The following is a 16262-nucleotide window of genomic DNA, read 5'->3' as shown; positions in this document are numbered from 1 at the left end:
TTTAGGAATCAATTTTAAGTAATAAAAAGCTCACTACTAGGGTGAGCTTTTATATTAATGGTCACGCGGGCGCGTTCAATTGTTGGCTTTTCTTGTTTTGGCTGACGCTGATCGAGTTTTTTGTCGATAACGTGTTTTAGTGCAATCAGAAAGCCGACACCAATAAAGGCTCCCGGTGGCAGTAGAGCGAGCAGGAAGCTGCTGTCGAAGTGGAAAATTTCGATACGCAAGACTTTCGCCCATTCGCCTAGCAGTAAGTCCGCACCATCGAACAAGGTGCCATTGCCGATGATTTCGCGCATTGAGCCCAATACTACCAGCACGCTCGTCATGCCAAGTCCCATCCAAAAACCATCTAACGCAGCTGGTAGAGGATCATTTTTTGAAGCAAAGGCTTCGGCACGGCCGATAATGATACAGTTGGTTACGATCAACGGAATAAAGATACCCAATGATAGGTAAAGACCGTATGCGTAGGCATTCATCAGTAATTGTACGCACGTTACTAATGAAGCAATGATCATTACAAATACCGGAATACGGACGTCTTTTGGTACGTAGTCTCGAACCAGCGATACAGTAATGTTTGAACCCACAAGTACCAATAGCGTTGCCACGCCAAGGCCAAGTGCGTTGGTCACGGTTGAAGAAACGGCAAGCAGTGGACACAAACCGAGCAACTGAACCAGTGCTGGGTTGTTATCCCACATACCATCCTTAAATAGCTTCTTTTTATCGACCATTAGTTTTCTCCACAATCGTAAGCTTGCGTGAGCAAATGGTCACGATTTTGGTTGAAGTATTGCACGGTATTTTTTACAGATTTAACCACAGCGCGAGGCGTGATAGTTGCACCCGTAAATTGGTCAAATTGACCGCCGTCTTTACGTACATGCCAGCTTGATTCATTCTCATCAGTCAGATTTTTACCAGTGAAGCTGAGAATCCAGTCGCTAACACGAATATCGATTTTGTCGCCCAACCCGGGAGTTTCTTGGTGTGAAAGTACGCGGGTACCGGTAACGGTGCCGTTGGCATCGATGCCGACAATCACCTTGATCGCACCGTTATAGCCATCAGGTGCAATCGCTTCTAGGGCCATTGCTGTTGGTTGACCTTGTTTGGTGGCGATGTAGGCTGGCATTGGCATCTCTGTACCAAGTGCCGGGTCTTGCACCAATGTACAAGCTTCATACAAAACATTGTCATGCAGCTTTTGTGGGATTACTTGGTTCAAAACTGAAAGCAACTGCTTTTGCTCTTGTTTAGTAATCTGATCTTGGGTTAAGTACTGCGTTAATGCGACTAGACCTGTTGAAGCACAGGCGAAGATAGCTAACACCAGACCATTTTTTCTAATAGCGTTTAACATCTCAACCTCAGTGTCCGTAAGTACGTGGTTTGGTGTAGTAATCGATAAGTGGCACACACATGTTGGCGAGCAATACTGCGAATGCAACGCCATCAGGGAAGCCGCCCCAACTACGAATAATAAACACCATTGCACCAATAAAGGCACCGAAAATCAGACGACCTTTCACTGTAGTAGAGGCTGAAACCGGATCGGTCGCGATAAAGAATGCACCCAACATAGTTGCACCAGAGAACAGGTGGATCAGTGGCGACGCTGTTTGATCGGGTGTCAAAAGCATAAACAGACCACTTATTACCACTAAGCTGGCTAAAAAGCTGACTGGAATATGCCAGCTAATCACGCGTAATTTAATCAGTAGTAAACCGCCAATCAGATACGCAAGGTTTACCCATTGCCAACCTAGACCTGCGATTGCGCCAAACTGCGGTTGTGCTAATGCTTCACGGGCTGTATGACCAGCCATTAATGCGGTTTTAAAGCCATCAAGTGGGGTCGCCATGGTGACACCATCAATACCAGAGCGAATTTGCTGTAGCGATAGACCTTCAACATTAAAGCCGGAGAAGATCAACGAGAGGGCATCTACAAAGCCGACTGGTGATGCCTGCAGTTCAATAGGAGAGATCCAGCTCGTCATTTGTACTGGGAATGAGATCAGTAATACCACATAAGCAATCATCGCCGGGTTAAACGGATTTTGACCGATGCCGCCGTACAGATGTTTAGCAATAATGATGGCGAAGATTAGGCCAATCACAACCACCCACCAAGGTGATAATGGTGGAATCGCAATCGCTAATAACCATGCCGTTACTAATGCGCTGTTGTCACGCAGTGCTGACATCGGTGGACGTTTGCGCAATACCATTACAAAAGCTTCTAAGCTTAAGGCAACAATAATGGCCAAAATAAGCTGAATTAAAGTCCCCCAACCAAAAAAGTAGGTTTGGGCAATCAGACCTGGTAGGGCGCAAATTGCCACCCATTTCATAAGATCAGGAGTGCTTCTGCGGCTATGCGCATGGGGTGAGCTGGCAATAAAGAAGGCCACTACTCTTTCTCCTCAGATTGTTTTTGTTGTTCTTGTTGTGCTTTACGAGCTTTAGCGCGAGCGATCGCTGCTGCAACCGCTGCTTTTTTCGGATCTTCTTCTACTTGAGCGCTCTCTATTGATGCGCTTTCTGTAGATGGACTCGCTTTGCTGTCATCTGATGTTGCTGACTCACTCGCTTGAGCTTGTTGTGCCGCTTTACGTGCTTTGGCACGAGCAATCGCTGCCGCTACTGCCGCCTTTTTTGGATCTTCATCAGTTGCTGTAGAGCTTGCAACGACTTCAGCTTGACCAGCATCAGATGCTTGTTCAGCCTTGCGTGCTTTAGCGCGCGCAATCGCTGCCGCTACCGCTGCTTTTTTCGGATCTTCATCGGTTGCCGTAGTGCTTGTTACGGCTTCAGATTGCTCTGTGCTTGCTGCTTGCTCAGCCTTGCGTGCTTTGGCGCGAGCAATCGCTGCCGCAACCGCTGCTTTTTTCGGATCTTCATCGGCTGACGTAGTGCTTGTTACGGCTTCAGCTTGGTCTGCATCAGCTACTTGCTCAGCTTTGCGTGCTTTAGCTCGTGCAATGGCTGCTGCTACTGCAGCTTTTTTGTCGTCGCCCGCTGGTGCATCGCTTGCATTGGCTTGCTGCTCTTTTTTCGCTTTCGCGCGGGCTATTGCCGCTGCAACGGCGTCTTTTTTGTCGTTTGACTCAGGCTCAGAAGACTTTTCTGCTTTGCGTTCACGTGCTTGACGCTTGCGTTCTTCGCGCAGTTTTGCCATTTCACTGTTATCTGGCTCGGCCTGACCTTGCTGCATAGCTGCCGCTTGTTTGGCTTTAGCACGAGCAATTGCTGCCGCAACGGCTGGTTTCGCCCCTGTCTCTTGCGGTTTATCCGCTTGCTGAGCTTTAACGCGCGCAATGGCAGCGGCAATCGCATCATCGCCACCCGAATCTTTCATCTCTTTACGACGATCATCCGCGGCTTTTTTGAAGCGGTTTTCACGTTCGGCTTTATCTCGTTCTAGGCGCGCTTTTTTGTTTTCAAAGCGAACCTTAGCGCGATCTGAAGCTTCTGCTTCTTCTTTACGAATACGGATCTCGGCTTTGGCTTGGCGGTAGTACTTAACCAGTGGAATTTCACTAGGACAAACAAAAGCACACGCACCACATTCAATACAGTCTTTAAGATTGAGCTGTTCGCATTTATCGAACTCTTGCGCTTTGGCATGCCATTGCAATTGCTGTGGAAGTAGGGAAGCCGGACACGCTTCCGCACACTGACCGCAGCGAATACAGGCCATTTCGTAGGAATCCACCGAGATTTCACGAGAGGTTGGCGCCAAAATGCAGTTCGCAGTTTTGGTGATTGGCACATTAGTATGTGGCAAGGTAAAGCCCATCATTGGGCCGCCCATGATCAAACGCGGTGCTTTTTTATCCGCGCTGTAGTTGAACTCGTCCAGCAATGATTGAACCGGGGTACCAATCAACGTCCAAACGTTTTGCGGTTGGGCGAAGGTGTTACCAGTCAGAGTGACAATACGTTCAATCAAAGGCTCGCCGTGGAGTACCGCTCGTTGAATTGCGTACAGAGAGCCGACGTTTTGCACCATTAAACCAATGTCAGCAGGAATGCCAGTGTTTGGCACTTCTTTGTTCGTCAGTACTTTAATTAATTGCTTTTCGCCGCCAGAAGGGTATTTGGTCGGGATAACACGAATGACGATATCTTTGTGCTCTGCAGCTTGCTCTAGTGCTTTAATTGCTTGAGGTTTGTTGTCCTCAATGCCAATGATGGTGAGCTTAGGTTTGAGAATGTGTTCAACAATCTCGATGCCTTGCACAATGGCATTTGCGTAGTGCTGCATAAGTACATCATCAGCTGTGATGTACGGTTCACATTCTGCTGCGTTAACAATCAAAATCTCGGTACGCCCCAAGCCTGATTGGATTTTTTTTGCGGTAGGAAAGCCTGCGCCACCCATACCGGAAATACCAGCTTGGCGAATGATCTCAATCAGAGCTTCTGGAGTGAGGCTTTGGTAATCCTCAATCACATTGCGCTCAATCCATTCTTCTTTTGAGTCTGGTTGAATAACAATACATAACTCAGAAAGACCAGATGGGTGCGCCGTAGTGCGAGGTTCAATCGCCGTGATTGTGCCGGATGTTGGCGCATGGATGGGTAGCATAAAGCTGGTGTCGTACTTAGTTAAAGGCTGACCTTTAAGTACGCGTTCACCGACACTAACAATCAAGTTACCAGGTTGGCCGATATGCTGTTTTACCGGTAGCACCAATTCGTGCGCAATTGATGCACGAGCGATTGGTGTATTGAGTGACTGCAGTTTATTCTCTGGCGGATGAACACCACCGGGGAAGTCCCAAAGTGCGCCAGATTTAATTTGTTCGATTAATGACAACATACCAGTCCTTAATTCACGCTTTTCTGCTCGGAGGCAGAATCGGTAATATCAACAACAGGAATGGCGTTCAATTGCCACTTCCAATTCGCTGTAGTCGTCGCTACAGGGATCATTTCAATACAGTCTGTAGGGCACGGTGCCACACATAAATCACAACCGGTACATTCATCCTTAATGACGGTGTGAACTGCTTTGGTTCCGCCAACAATCGCATCAACAGGGCAAGCTTGAATACATTTGGTGCAACCAATACACATATCTTCATGAATAAAGGCGACTTTTTTGACGGCTTCATCGAGGTTATGCGCTGATGCGGTGGCTTCGACACCCATTAAATCTGCCAACTTCTCGATGGTCGCTTGACCACCAGGAGGGCATTTGTTGATAGCGTCACCATTCGCGATGGCTTCAGCGTAAGGGCGGCAACCTGGGTAGCCACATTGACCACATTGGGTTTGTGGCAGAATATTATCGATTTGATCGACAATAGGATCGCCTTCAACTTTAAAACGAATGGAGGCAAAGCCAAGAATGGCGCCAAACACGGCAGCTAATGCGGCAATGGCGATAATGGCAATAACGATAGAACTCATTATAGTTTCACCAAACCAGTAAAGCCCATAAAGGCAAGAGACATTAATCCGGCCGTAATCATCGCAATTGAAGCGCCTTTAAACGGTGCCGGCACATCAGCTACGGTGATGCGCTCACGCATTGCGGCAAACAGTATCAATACCAAAGAGAAGCCAACCGCGGCACCAAAACCATAAATGATCGATTGGATAAAGTTATGGTTTTCATTGATGTTAAGCAGGGCAACACCCAACACAGCACAGTTAGTGGTGATGAGGGGTAAGAAGATTCCCAGAAGACGATAGAGAGTCGGGCTGGTTTTATGAACCACCATCTCGGTGAACTGAACCACGACAGCAATCACCAAAATAAAACTCATAGTGCGCAAGTACTGCAACCCTAAAGGCTCTAACACGTAGCTTTCAACAAGGTACGCACACACTGAGGCGAGAGTCAGCACAAAGGTGGTTGCTAACCCCATACCAATCGCCGTTTCTAATTTTTTAGAAACGCCCATAAATGGACATAAGCCCAAGAACTTCACCAGTACAAAGTTGTTAACCAGCACAGTGCCGACCAACAACAACAGATATTCGGTCATAGTTATTTAGTTAAGAAATTCGATCCCGACATTATCCTGCTTTGCTTAGTCAATAACAATAAGGAAGATAAGGTTTTAGGTCATTGATTAAAAATTATACGCAAAATGCGTAATAAAGGGATGAAAAACGTTTGCGTATTTGATGGGTAAAAATTCGACACAAAATTTATGCGCTTTGTTTTTACCAGATTTAAATGCATTTTTAACAATCAGCTGAAATTGCGCGAGTTAGTAAGCACTTTTTTCGATGCTTTGAGCTTGGGTGATTCTTATGTGACCTTGTGTTGATAAACGTGCTAGTAAACAGATTATCATTCTGCTAGGTAATTTTAATTAACGTTGTCATCAAGGAGTTTGATGTGTTTTTTGTAGAATTTTTAATTGTTCTAGCCTGTATCCTAGTCGGTGCTCGTATTGGCGGTATCGGTCTGGGTGTTCTAGGTGGTGTCGGTCTTGCGATTCTTAGCTTTGTCTTCGGTCTAAAGCCAACTAGCCCGCCAATCGACGTAATGCTAATGATCATGGCAGTAGTTGCTGCCGCTGCAGCAATGCAGGCTGCTGGTGGTCTAGATTATCTAATCAAAGTGGCTTCAAACATTTTACGTAAGAATCCTCGCCACATTACTTTTATCGCACCTCTAGTGACTTGGTCATTTACTTTCCTAGCGGGTACTGGTCACGTTGCTTACTCTGTTCTACCTGTAATTGCTGAAGTAAGCCGTCGTAGCGGTATTCGTCCTGAGCGTCCACTAGGTATGGCGGTTATCGCGTCTCAGTTTGCTATCGTAGCAAGCCCAATTGCAGCTGCAGTGGTTGCTTTGGTTGCATTCCTTGAGCCTCAAGGTATTACGCTAGCTGACGTACTAATGGTGACAATTCCTGGTACGTTCCTAGGTCTTGCGGCTGCTTGTGTGATTGTGAACAAGCTAGGTAAAGAGCTAAAAGACGATCCAGAATACCAACGCCGCATGCAAGATCCAGTATTCCGTGCTGAGATGGAACAAGAAGTTCAAGTTGAAGAAATTGAAATTCGTCCAGAAGCAAAAACCGCGGTTGGTCTATTCCTGTTCGGCGCGTTAGCGGTTGTAATCATGGGTGCTTTCCCATTCCTACGCCCTAACTTCGATGGTTCACCAATGGGTATGGCACATACTATTGAAATCATCATGTTGGCAATTGGTGCGCTGATCATTCTTATCTGTAAACCAGATGGCAATGCAATTACTCAAGGTTCAGTATTCCACGCAGGTATGCGTGCAATCGTGGCGATTTTCGGTATTGCATGGCTAGGTGACACATTTATTGCAGGTCACGACGCGATGGTTAAAGAAGCCGTGTCTGGTATGGTGGAAGTTGCGCCATGGACATTTGCTTTCGCGCTATTCGGTCTATCTGTGATGGTAAACAGCCAAGGTGCAACGACAGCTGTACTAGTTCCGGTAGGTATTATGCTTGGTTTGCCACCAGAAGTGATTATTGCAACGTTCGTAGCGGTGAATGGTTACTTCTTTATTCCAAACTACGGTCCAATCATTGCGTCAATTGACTTTGACCGCACAGGTACAACTAAGATTGGTAAGTACATCTTCAACCACAGCTTTATGATTCCAGGTCTACTGAGCCTAGTGTTCAGTATTATCTTTGGCTTCATTTTCGCAGGCTTTGTGATTTAATCACAGCTGGGTTGAAATGGTTTAAAGCAATAGAGGCGCTCATTGAGCGCCTCTATTTATTTGTCGGTATATAGCTTTGACGATAGAAAGTGAAAGCTTATTGTGCACGCAAGTTGAATCTCAGTGCTTAGAAAAAGAAAAAGCCGCGTCAAATGACACGGCTTTTTCTTGGAATTTGGCTCCTCCTGCTGGGCTCGAACCAGCGACCTGCGGATTAACAGTCCGTCGCTCTACCAACTGAGCTAAGGAGGAATTGCATTAAGCGCTGCGAATATTATCCATCCACGATTTGTGTGTCAATAGTAAAATTCGATAAATTCATTAAATTTAGTGAGATAGCGTATCCAGTCTTTAGATGAGTCTATGTGCTTTTTACCATATTGGATTTTAATCAGCGTTTGTTAGATGCTAAACCCTTATCACGACAGGGCTTAATTTAGTTATCCACTAAAATTGTGGATAAGTATGTTAATTGTGCTTTGATAACCCAAAAAATGGATTAATCACTGTGCAATACGCTTAAACTTATCGTGAAAAAGATCTTTAGATAAAGCTTGTGATAGCAAGTGGTTAAAAGAGATTTTGATCTAATAAATGACGAAATATGAAAAAAGGATCGTACAAGGAAAATACACAAAAAATCAAAATTTGTGCATAAGCTGTGGAATATGCTTAATGGATTTGAGGGGGTGATAACTCTCAAGGGGCAGGAATAATATCAGTTTATATGGGCAGGATCTAGAACTATTACCAGTAGAATAAAAAAACATCGATCGACATATCCAACCCGAACGAACGTAAATATACTCAGGTGATTTTCAAATGCAGAAATCAAGGCAATGACACGGCTATATAAATCTTGAGCATGTATATATATACAGGCAGAATAGGCATCAATTCAGTAAGATTCAGAGGATACTATGAGCAAATTGTATGATCTCGTCTCAGAGTATAAACCGTCAGGAGACCAACCGACCGCTATCCATCAACTACTTGAAGGATTAGATGCGGGTTTGGCTCATCAAACGTTGTTGGGGGTAACCGGCTCAGGTAAAACATTTACCCTTGCTAATGTTATTGCCACAGCTCAGCGCCCGGCCATTCTGTTGGCTCCCAATAAAACCCTAGCGGCGCAGCTGTATGGTGAGATGAAAGCCTTCTTTCCTAATAATGCGGTTGAGTACTTTGTTTCTTACTACGATTACTACCAACCCGAAGCTTATGTGCCAACCACTGATACCTTTATTGAAAAAGATGCGTCAGTGAATGCTCATATTGAGCAAATGCGTTTGTCAGCAACCAAAGCATTACTAGAGCGCAAAGATGCCATTATTGTTGCATCGGTTTCGGCTATTTACGGCTTGGGTGATCCGCAGTCTTACCTCAAGATGATGTTACACGTTCGCCGTGGTGATGTGATGGACCAGCGCGATATTCTGCGCCGCTTAGCTGAGTTGCAATATAGCCGTAATGACGTGGCTTTTGAGCGTGGTCAGTTTCGTGTGCGCGGGGAAGTGATTGATATCTTCCCTGCGGAATCAGACCAAGATGCGGTACGCATTGAGATGTTCGATGACGAGATTGATTGCATCAGTGTGTTTGACCCATTGACTGGTGTCGTTAAACAGCGTGATTTACCTCGTTATACCATCTATCCGAAAACGCACTACGTTACGCCTCGTGAGCGAATTCTTGAAGCGGTAGAAGAGATCAAAGTCGAACTCGAACAGCGTAAACAGTATCTGCTCGACAATAACAAATTGCTCGAAGAGCAGCGTATCAGTCAGCGCACTCAATTCGATATCGAGATGATGAATGAATTGGGTTTCTGTTCAGGCATTGAAAACTACTCGCGTTACCTAAGTGGTCGCAGTGAGGGGGAGCCGCCTCCAACATTGTTTGATTACTTGCCCGCAGATGGTTTATTGATCATTGATGAATCGCACGTAACCGTGCCGCAGATTGGTGCGATGTTTAAAGGTGACCGCTCACGCAAAGAAACACTGGTGGAATATGGTTTCCGTCTACCATCTGCGTTAGACAACCGCCCACTAAAATTTGATGAATTTGAAGCGTTAGCACCACAAACTATCTTCGTTTCTGCTACGCCAGGCAACTATGAACTGGAAAAATCCGCAGGCGAGATTGCCGATCAAGTTGTGCGCCCAACGGGTCTACTCGATCCTGAACTTGAAGTGCGACCAGTAGCGACTCAGGTTGATGATTTGTTGTCTGAAATCCGCATCCGAACGGCTAAAGATGAGCGCGTGTTGGTGACGACACTTACTAAACGTATGGCCGAAGACTTAACAGAGTACCTGACAGAGCACGATGTACGTGTGCGCTATTTGCACTCCGATATCGATACCGTTGAGCGAGTTGAGATCATTCGTGACCTACGTTTGGGTGAGTTTGATGTGTTAGTAGGCATTAACTTATTGCGAGAAGGCTTGGATATGCCAGAGGTATCGCTGGTCGCGATTTTGGACGCGGATAAAGAAGGCTTCTTGCGTTCGGAGCGCTCGCTCATTCAGACCATTGGTCGTGCTGCGCGTAATATTAATGGTAAAGCGATTCTTTATGGCGATCGAATCACCGGCTCGATGAAGCGAGCGATGGATGAGACTAACCGTCGTCGAGAGAAACAACATGCTTACAACCAAGAGCAAGGTATTGAACCACAAGCTCTTAAACGTAATATCAAAGATATTATGGAGCTGGGTGATATCGCGAAAGGTCGTAAGCAGCGTAGTAATAAAACGGTATCACTTTCTAAAGTGGCTGAGCCTTCTCAAGATTATCATGTACTAACACCCCAACAATTGGATAAAGAGATCAGTAAGCTGGAAGCGCAAATGTATCAGCATGCTCAGAATCTTGAATTTGAATTGGCTGCAGCGAAGCGTGATGAGATAGAGAAGCTAAGAGCGCAGTTTATTACGAATAGCTAGAGGCTCGTTGTTGTTGTGTGAGCGCTAATGAGTGTTAGCGTTCACCTCGGCATAGCGTGAAAAGTAATAGGCAAAAAAATAGCCAATAGAAACACTCTATTGGCTGTCATTTGTGAATACTAGGTTCACTAACAACGTCAGTTGGCTAGGTGACCCGTTAGGGTCACTATACACACAGCAGTAATCGTGCCAGCTTTTTGTAGCGATAAGTGCCAGAAATTCAGAGCTAGTTAGCTAAATTTCATTAGGGTATTTGCAAAATGCAATGCGCAATGCAATTATTGGTATAAAATGCAACAGAAATATTGGCTAGATTATGCAGCGCAACACCGCTCAACATAAAAATAAATATTTACTGATGGTTGAGGATACCGCTTCCGTTGCGGCGCTCTACCGTTCTTATCTTACGCCGCTAGGCATCGACATTAACATCGTCGGCACGGGCCGTGATGCTATTGAAAGTCTCTCTTTTCGCACCCCAGATCTGATTTTGCTCGATTTACGCCTACCTGATATGACGGGTATGGACGTGTTATTTGAAGTTAAACAGCAAAATCCGGATGTTCCGGTTATTTTCATGACCGCTCACGGTTCGATCGACACCGCCGTTGAAGCGATGCGTCACGGTGCTCAAGACTTTTTGATTAAGCCATGTGAGGCAGATCGCCTCAGGGTTACGGTCAATAATGCAATTCGTAAAGCGACCAAACTCAAAACAGAAGAAGGCCTCAACCAAGGCTATCAAGGTTTCATCGGCAGTAGCCAAATGATGCAGGCGGTGTATCGCACCATTGACTCAGCAGCAACCAGTAAAGCCAGTATTTTCATTACTGGTGAGAGTGGTACCGGTAAAGAAGTATGTGCGGAGGCAATTCACGCAACGAGTAAGCGTGGTGATAAACCGTTTATTGCCATTAACTGTGCAGCGATTCCCAAAGACCTGATTGAGAGTGAATTGTTTGGACACGTAAAAGGTGCGTTTACTGGTGCCGCAACGGATCGTCAAGGCGCGGCTGAACTTGCTGATGGTGGTACGCTGTTCCTTGATGAATTGTGTGAAATGGATTTGGATCTGCAAACCAAATTACTGCGCTTTATTCAAACTGGTACTTTCCAAAAAGTCGGCTCATCTAAGATGAAAAGCGTTGATGTGCGTTTTGTTTGTGCAACTAACCGTGACCCATGGAAGGAAGTGCAAGAAGGCCGTTTTCGTGAAGACTTGTACTATCGTTTATACGTTATTCCATTGCATTTGCCGCCGTTGCGTGAACGTGGTGAAGATGTAATTGAAATTGCCTACTCGCTACTTGGCTTTATGTCGAAAGAAGAGGGCAAGGACTTTGTGCGCCTCTCGCCTGAAGTTGTCGATCGCTTTTCTCGCTTTGAGTGGCCGGGGAACGTGCGTCAATTGCAAAACGTTTTGCGTAATGTGGTGGTGCTCAATAATGGCAAAGAAATCATGCTCGATATGCTGCCACCGCCGCTAAATATTCCAGTGTGCGAGAGTATGGCACCTTCATTGCTAGAGAAGGAAGTTTTGTCGGTACATGATATCTTCCCACTGTGGATGACGGAAAAGCGTGCTATTGAGCAAGCCATTCAAGCTTGTGATGGCAACATTCCAAAAGCTGCGGGCTATTTAGATGTCAGCCCATCGACGATTTACCGAAAATTGCAAGCCTGGAATGACAAGCAACTATAAGAAGGTTGTTATGAATATTATCAATCAACAACAAATTGATAGATTGAGACAAGAGATAGGTGACGATAATTTGCCAATATTATTGGATATCTTTCTTGGTGAATTGAATCAATACACGCAGAAGCTAAACCAAGCCGAGGTAGACCAAGATGCCTACCTAAAAGAGATCAGTCATGCGTTGAAAAGCAGTGCCGCTAGCTTTGGAGCAGAAGCATTGAGAGCCTTGGCAGTAGATTATGACGGGGCGGGGAAAGCAGGTCTTTTTCTCGATAGCTCGGTGCACAAAGAACAAATGCTGAGTTTGTTGTCTCAAACTCAGCAACAATACGCAGAGTTACTGTCTAAACATTAAAACATCGGCACAAATCTCAGGGGTTTGTGCCGAATGCGTTATTTGCTGAGTAAGTTGATAATGGCGGCTTTGAGTTTATTGCGGTCATGTCGCCAATCACGGTTTTGCGAAGCCAAGTCTGCTTGCACACAATTCCATTCATTTAGATCGTCATGAGCGTCGTTACCAAGAACCACGTCGAGCTTACGACCTCGACAAGCGCGCTCACACCATTCCAATTTTTGTCTCAAATCCATTCGGCCTGCCGGGCCGTGCTCAGGAGACAAGTTTTCGACAAATACAATTTTAGCCTTATGGTTGTTGGCAATCGCACGGCCAACTTCGGGCAGCAATAATGGCGGCATAACGCTGGTGAGAAAGCTTCCTGGACCTAAAATAATCAGATCCGCCTGTTCAATCGCTTGAACTCCCTCTCTAGTAGCAGGTACTTCCGGTTCTAGATCTAAGCGTTGTAGATCGGCTTCCATTTCGTCAACGCTAGTTTCACCCGTAACCCATTTGCCATCAAGAGAAAGGGCTTTTAAATCAGATGGGTGCTCTGACATCGGCACGATGTTGACATCCACTTTTAGCATGCTGCGAATTAGATTAATGGCATCGAGTGGTCGCACTGAAAGGTTATCTAGCGCCGTCAACATTAGATTGCCAAGGTTGTGACCATCAAGTTCACCAGAGCCCTTGAAGCGGTACTCAAACATCATTGAGCTGATTGATGGTTCGGTAATGAGCTGGTTAACACAGTTACGCGTGTCACCCCATGCGATACCGCCCTGACAGTGACGAATACGCCCGGTAGAACCACCATTATCGGTTGTGGTGACGATGCCAGTTGCGTTAGAGCCAAAATCTTTTAGCGCTGCAAGCATACGTCCTAAGCCATGTCCGCCGCCAATCGCGACGATTTTTTTTGTAGAGTAGATAGTCATTGTATTTTCTAGTTTTGCGTGTTATCAGCTACAATCTAAGATAATTTGCTTAATTTGGATACTTACACTTAAGCGAATTTACGTGAAAACTGGTTTTTTTTCCGCTCAAGGGTGGAATCCTTACCATTTTTAAGTATTTTATTCGCAAGCTGCTGTTTGGCTCGTCAATGAATGACAAAAGAGTACAAAACGGTTGCCATAACTCCGAGCTCATCGAGGCTAAGTTCAATGACTGAATAGGCTTTGTGAGCCAGTGACATGATGTCACAAGGGCATAATTGGAAATGATTGTGCCTCCCGTGTTTGGAAAGGTGTTCCGTGGCGCAACAATTAGAAGATAAATTCCATCGCAAGTTTTACTACTTGCGTCTCTCTGTTACAGATGTATGTAACTTTAAATGTACATATTGTTTACCTGATGGCTACAAGCCTTCGGGGCAGAAAAACTCGTCCTTTTTATCACTGCCTGAAATCGAACGTGTCGTGCGAGCTTTCGCCGACTGTGGTACTAGCAAAGTTCGTATTACAGGTGGTGAGCCTAGTCTACGCAAAGACTTTACCCAGATCATCGAAACCGTAGCCAACACCAATGGTATTCGCAAAGTTGCAATGACCACCAATGGCTACCGCATGGAAAAGCAAGTCGCCGAATGGCAACAAGCTGGTTTGACGCATATCAATGTGAGTGTGGACAGTCTTGACCCACGTCTTTTCCATCAAATCACCGGTGAAAACAAGTTCAATCAAGTAATGGCGGGTATCGAACGTGCACTTGAGATTGGTTATTCGCAAGTCAAAGTCAATGTTGTATTGATGAAAGACTTGAACTCACACCAATTGCCGTTATTTCTTGATTGGATTAAAGACCGACCAATTCAGTTACGTTTTATCGAGCTGATGCAAACTGGTGAGATGGATGATTTATTTAAGAATCATCATGTTTCTGGGGTTCAAATCCGCAATCAATTGATCGCCAATGGCTGGCTACTCAAAATTCGTGAAAAAAATGATGGCCCTGCACAAGTGTTTGTTCATCCTGACTATCAGGGTGAAATTGGGTTGATCATGCCGTATGAAAAAGGCTTCTGCGAAAGCTGTAACCGTCTACGTGTATCGGCGATGGGTAAGCTTCATCTATGCTTGTTCGGCGATCACGGCGTAGAGCTGCGTGACTTGTTACAGCAAGATGAGCAAGAGCCGCAACTTATTCAACGAATTCAAGAGCAGTTACAGACCAAATCTGTTAGCCACTTCTTACAAGATGGCAATACAGGTATGACCCCACATTTGGCGTCAATTGGCGGTTAATCGCACACTCTTTATCAAAAATTATTAGTCGACATAGTTCGACACATAACTAATCACAACAGGTAGGTGAGCAAATGGGTCATGCAGAAAGCAAGTTCCAACCAGCAAACATCGCAGTTCTAACTGTGTCTGACACGCGTACTGAAGAAAACGATACATCAGGCCGCTACCTTGTAGAGAACGCTCAAGAAGCGGGTCATAACGTGGTAGCGAAACAGATTGTTATTGATGATATGTATAAAATTCGTGCAATCGTTTCTCAATGGATTGCTGATGAAAGTGTTCAAGCAATCATGATTACTGGTGGTACAGGCTTTACTTCACGTGACAGCACGCCAGAAGCACTGCGTCCACTATTTGACAAAGAAGTAGAAGGTTTTGGTGAGTTGTTCCGCCAAGTTTCTTATGAAGAAATCGGTACATCAACCATTCAATCTCGCGCTATTGCGGGTTTTGCTAACCATACTGTTATTTTTGCAATGCCAGGTTCTACCGGTGCATGTCGTACAGGTTGGACTAAGATCATCAAGCAGCAGCTAGATGCGAGCCACCGTCCTTGTAACTTTATGCCACACCTTTCAGTTTAATCGCTGAGCGATAACGCGGAGCACTCATGAGCCAGTTTACCCATATCAACGCTTCGGGCGAAGCGAACATGGTGGATGTATCGGGCAAAGCAGAAACAGTACGTGAAGCGCGCGCTGAAGCTTTTGTTCATATGGCACCAGAAACACTGCAACTAATCATGTCAGGTCAGCATCACAAAGGTGATGTGTTTGCCACGGCGCGTATTGCAGGCATTCAAGCAGCGAAGAAAACATGGGATTTGATCCCACTTTGTCATCCTTTGTTGCTATCGAAAGTAGAAGTTCAGCTTGAAGCAAACGAAGTGGAAAACTACGTGCGTATTGAATCGGTATGTAAACTAGCAGGTAAAACCGGTGTCGAAATGGAAGCGCTAACGGCAGCTTCTGTTGCGGCACTGACGATTTACGACATGTGCAAAGCGGTACAGAAAGATATGGTGATCAGTCAGGTTCGCCTGCTTGAGAAACTGGGTGGTAAATCAGGACACTTTAAGGTGGAAGCGTGATTAAAGTTTTATTCTTTGCCCAAACTCGTGAACTGGTTGAGACCGATGAAGTGCAACTTGAAGACGAGTTTGCAACAGTTGAACAGTTGCGTGCTCATTTAGCGGCGCAAGAAGGTAAGTGGGATCTTGCCTTGGATCCTGGTCGTCTACTAGCGGCGGTTAATCAATCTATTGTTCCGTTGACTCACCCGCTAACGGCTGGTGATGAAGTTGCTTTCTTCCCACCGGTTACCGGAGGGTAAG

15 protein-coding genes, 1 tRNA gene and 1 riboswitch are annotated in these 16262 nt (G+C 45.5%); of the genes, 8 read left to right on the top strand and 8 right to left on the bottom strand.

Going from position 1 to position 16262, the window contains the following annotated elements:
- Positions 1–14: 14 nt before the first annotated feature.
- The 6 genes from Vt282_RS09790 to rsxA are packed head-to-tail and all read right to left on the bottom strand — an operon-like array spanning position 15 to position 6014.
- Positions 15–743, bottom strand: a complete 729-nt coding sequence (locus Vt282_RS09790) for an electron transport complex subunit E (RefSeq protein ID WP_162063275.1) — start codon at positions 741–743, stop codon at positions 15–17.
- Positions 743–1372, bottom strand: coding sequence for an electron transport complex subunit RsxG (gene rsxG, locus Vt282_RS09785; protein WP_162063274.1), 630 nt, complete (start codon positions 1370–1372; stop codon positions 743–745). Before rsxG ends, Vt282_RS09790 begins: the two co-directional genes overlap by 1 nt.
- 7 nt (positions 1373–1379) lie before the next feature.
- A complete protein-coding gene (rsxD, locus tag Vt282_RS09780) occupies positions 1380–2426 on the bottom strand; it encodes an electron transport complex subunit RsxD (protein WP_162063273.1) in 1047 nt (348 codons plus the stop codon).
- A complete protein-coding gene (gene rsxC, locus Vt282_RS09775) occupies positions 2426–4840 on the bottom strand; it encodes an electron transport complex subunit RsxC (protein ID WP_162063272.1) in 2415 nt (804 codons plus the stop codon). Before rsxC ends, rsxD begins: the two co-directional genes overlap by 1 nt.
- 8 nt (positions 4841–4848) lie before the next feature.
- The gene (rsxB, locus tag Vt282_RS09770; RefSeq protein WP_162045871.1) at positions 4849–5433 is read right to left on the bottom strand and encodes an electron transport complex subunit RsxB; all 585 of its coding nucleotides are present in this window, start codon (positions 5431–5433) and stop codon (positions 4849–4851) included.
- Positions 5433–6014 carry an electron transport complex subunit RsxA gene (rsxA, locus tag Vt282_RS09765; protein ID WP_162045872.1) on the bottom strand — a complete coding sequence of 194 codons (582 nt, stop codon included), beginning with the start codon at positions 6012–6014 and terminating at the stop codon, positions 5433–5435. Before rsxA ends, rsxB begins: the two co-directional genes overlap by 1 nt.
- Before the next feature lie 359 nt (positions 6015–6373).
- On the opposite strand from rsxA, the gene Vt282_RS09760 reads away from it, so the two are divergent.
- Entirely contained in the window at positions 6374–7687 is a 1314-nt protein-coding gene (locus Vt282_RS09760) for an anaerobic C4-dicarboxylate transporter family protein (protein ID WP_162063271.1), read from the top strand.
- A gap of 176 nt (positions 7688–7863) precedes the next feature.
- Here the strand turns inward: Vt282_RS09760 and Vt282_RS09755 are convergent.
- Positions 7864–7939, bottom strand: a tRNA-Asn gene (locus tag Vt282_RS09755).
- Between the two features lie 668 nt (positions 7940–8607).
- Here Vt282_RS09755 and uvrB point away from each other — a divergent pair.
- The 3 genes from uvrB to luxU all read left to right on the top strand — a co-directional run bounded on the left by uvrB (position 8608) and on the right by luxU (position 12692).
- Positions 8608–10638, top strand: coding sequence for an excinuclease ABC subunit UvrB (gene uvrB / locus Vt282_RS09750; protein WP_162063270.1), 2031 nt, complete (start codon positions 8608–8610; stop codon positions 10636–10638).
- Between the two features lie 316 nt (positions 10639–10954).
- On the top strand, positions 10955–12340 hold the full coding sequence (gene luxO / locus Vt282_RS09745; RefSeq protein WP_162045875.1) for a quorum-sensing sigma-54 dependent transcriptional regulator LuxO: 1386 nt from the start codon (positions 10955–10957) through the stop codon (positions 12338–12340).
- A gap of 10 nt (positions 12341–12350) precedes the next feature.
- Positions 12351–12692 (top strand): quorum-sensing phosphorelay protein LuxU, encoded by a 342-nt coding sequence (gene luxU, locus Vt282_RS09740; RefSeq protein ID WP_162045876.1) that lies wholly within the window; start codon positions 12351–12353, stop codon positions 12690–12692.
- Positions 12693–12730: 38 nt separating this feature from the next.
- On the opposite strand, the gene Vt282_RS09735 is transcribed toward luxU, so the two are convergent.
- Positions 12731–13618: a YvcK family protein gene (locus tag Vt282_RS09735; protein ID WP_162063269.1), complete on the bottom strand. Its 888-nt coding sequence runs from the start codon at positions 13616–13618 to the stop codon at positions 12731–12733.
- Positions 13619–13808: 190 nt separating this feature from the next.
- A riboswitch (molybdenum cofactor riboswitch) is annotated at positions 13809–13948 on the top strand.
- Here Vt282_RS09735 and moaA point away from each other — a divergent pair.
- The 4 genes from moaA (at position 13937) to moaD (ending at position 16261) form a co-directional block, all read left to right on the top strand.
- Positions 13937–14926: a GTP 3',8-cyclase MoaA gene (moaA, locus tag Vt282_RS09730; RefSeq protein WP_162045878.1), complete on the top strand. Its 990-nt coding sequence runs from the start codon at positions 13937–13939 to the stop codon at positions 14924–14926. Its footprint overlaps the riboswitch before it by 12 nt.
- A gap of 74 nt (positions 14927–15000) precedes the next feature.
- A complete protein-coding gene (gene moaB, locus Vt282_RS09725; RefSeq protein WP_162045879.1) occupies positions 15001–15513 on the top strand; it encodes a molybdenum cofactor biosynthesis protein B in 513 nt (170 codons plus the stop codon).
- Between the two features lie 26 nt (positions 15514–15539).
- Positions 15540–16019, top strand: coding sequence for a cyclic pyranopterin monophosphate synthase MoaC (gene moaC, locus Vt282_RS09720; protein ID WP_162063268.1), 480 nt, complete (start codon positions 15540–15542; stop codon positions 16017–16019).
- Complete coding sequence (gene moaD / locus Vt282_RS09715) at positions 16016–16261, top strand: molybdopterin synthase sulfur carrier subunit (protein ID WP_162063267.1); 246 nt, start codon at positions 16016–16018, stop codon at positions 16259–16261. Before moaC ends, moaD begins: the two co-directional genes overlap by 4 nt.
- The last annotated feature ends 1 nt before the right edge of the window (position 16262 follow it).

Origin of the sequence: Vibrio taketomensis (assembly GCF_009938165.1) — a bacterium.
Lineage (GTDB): Bacteria > Pseudomonadota > Gammaproteobacteria > Enterobacterales > Vibrionaceae > Vibrio > Vibrio taketomensis.
The sequence above is the reverse complement of the archived record's forward strand: the minus strand, read 5'-3'. Positions and strand labels throughout refer to the sequence as shown.

Bases quoted from the DNA above. Each gene is read 5' to 3' on its own strand.
- Vt282_RS09790 (WP_162063275.1), bottom strand. From the start codon at position 743: ATGGTCGATAAAAAGAAGCTATTTAAGGATGGTATGTGGGATAACAAC.
- rsxG (WP_162063274.1), bottom strand. From the start codon at position 1,372: ATGTTAAACGCTATTAGAAAAAATGGTCTGGTGTTAGCTATCTTCGCC.
- rsxC (WP_162063272.1), bottom strand. From the start codon at position 4,840: ATGTTGTCATTAATCGAACAAATTAAATCTGGCGCACTTTGGGACTTC.
- rsxB (WP_162045871.1), bottom strand. From the start codon at position 5,433: ATGAGTTCTATCGTTATTGCCATTATCGCCATTGCCGCATTAGCTGCC.
- rsxA (WP_162045872.1), bottom strand. From the start codon at position 6,014: ATGACCGAATATCTGTTGTTGTTGGTCGGCACTGTGCTGGTTAACAAC.
- uvrB (WP_162063270.1), top strand. From the start codon at position 8,608: ATGAGCAAATTGTATGATCTCGTCTCAGAGTATAAACCGTCAGGAGAC.
- luxO (WP_162045875.1), top strand. From the start codon at position 10,955: ATGCAGCGCAACACCGCTCAACATAAAAATAAATATTTACTGATGGTT.
- luxU (WP_162045876.1), top strand. From the start codon at position 12,351: ATGAATATTATCAATCAACAACAAATTGATAGATTGAGACAAGAGATA.
- Vt282_RS09735 (WP_162063269.1), bottom strand. From the start codon at position 13,618: ATGACTATCTACTCTACAAAAAAAATCGTCGCGATTGGCGGCGGACAT.
- moaB (WP_162045879.1), top strand. From the start codon at position 15,001: ATGGGTCATGCAGAAAGCAAGTTCCAACCAGCAAACATCGCAGTTCTA.
- moaC (WP_162063268.1), top strand. From the start codon at position 15,540: ATGAGCCAGTTTACCCATATCAACGCTTCGGGCGAAGCGAACATGGTG.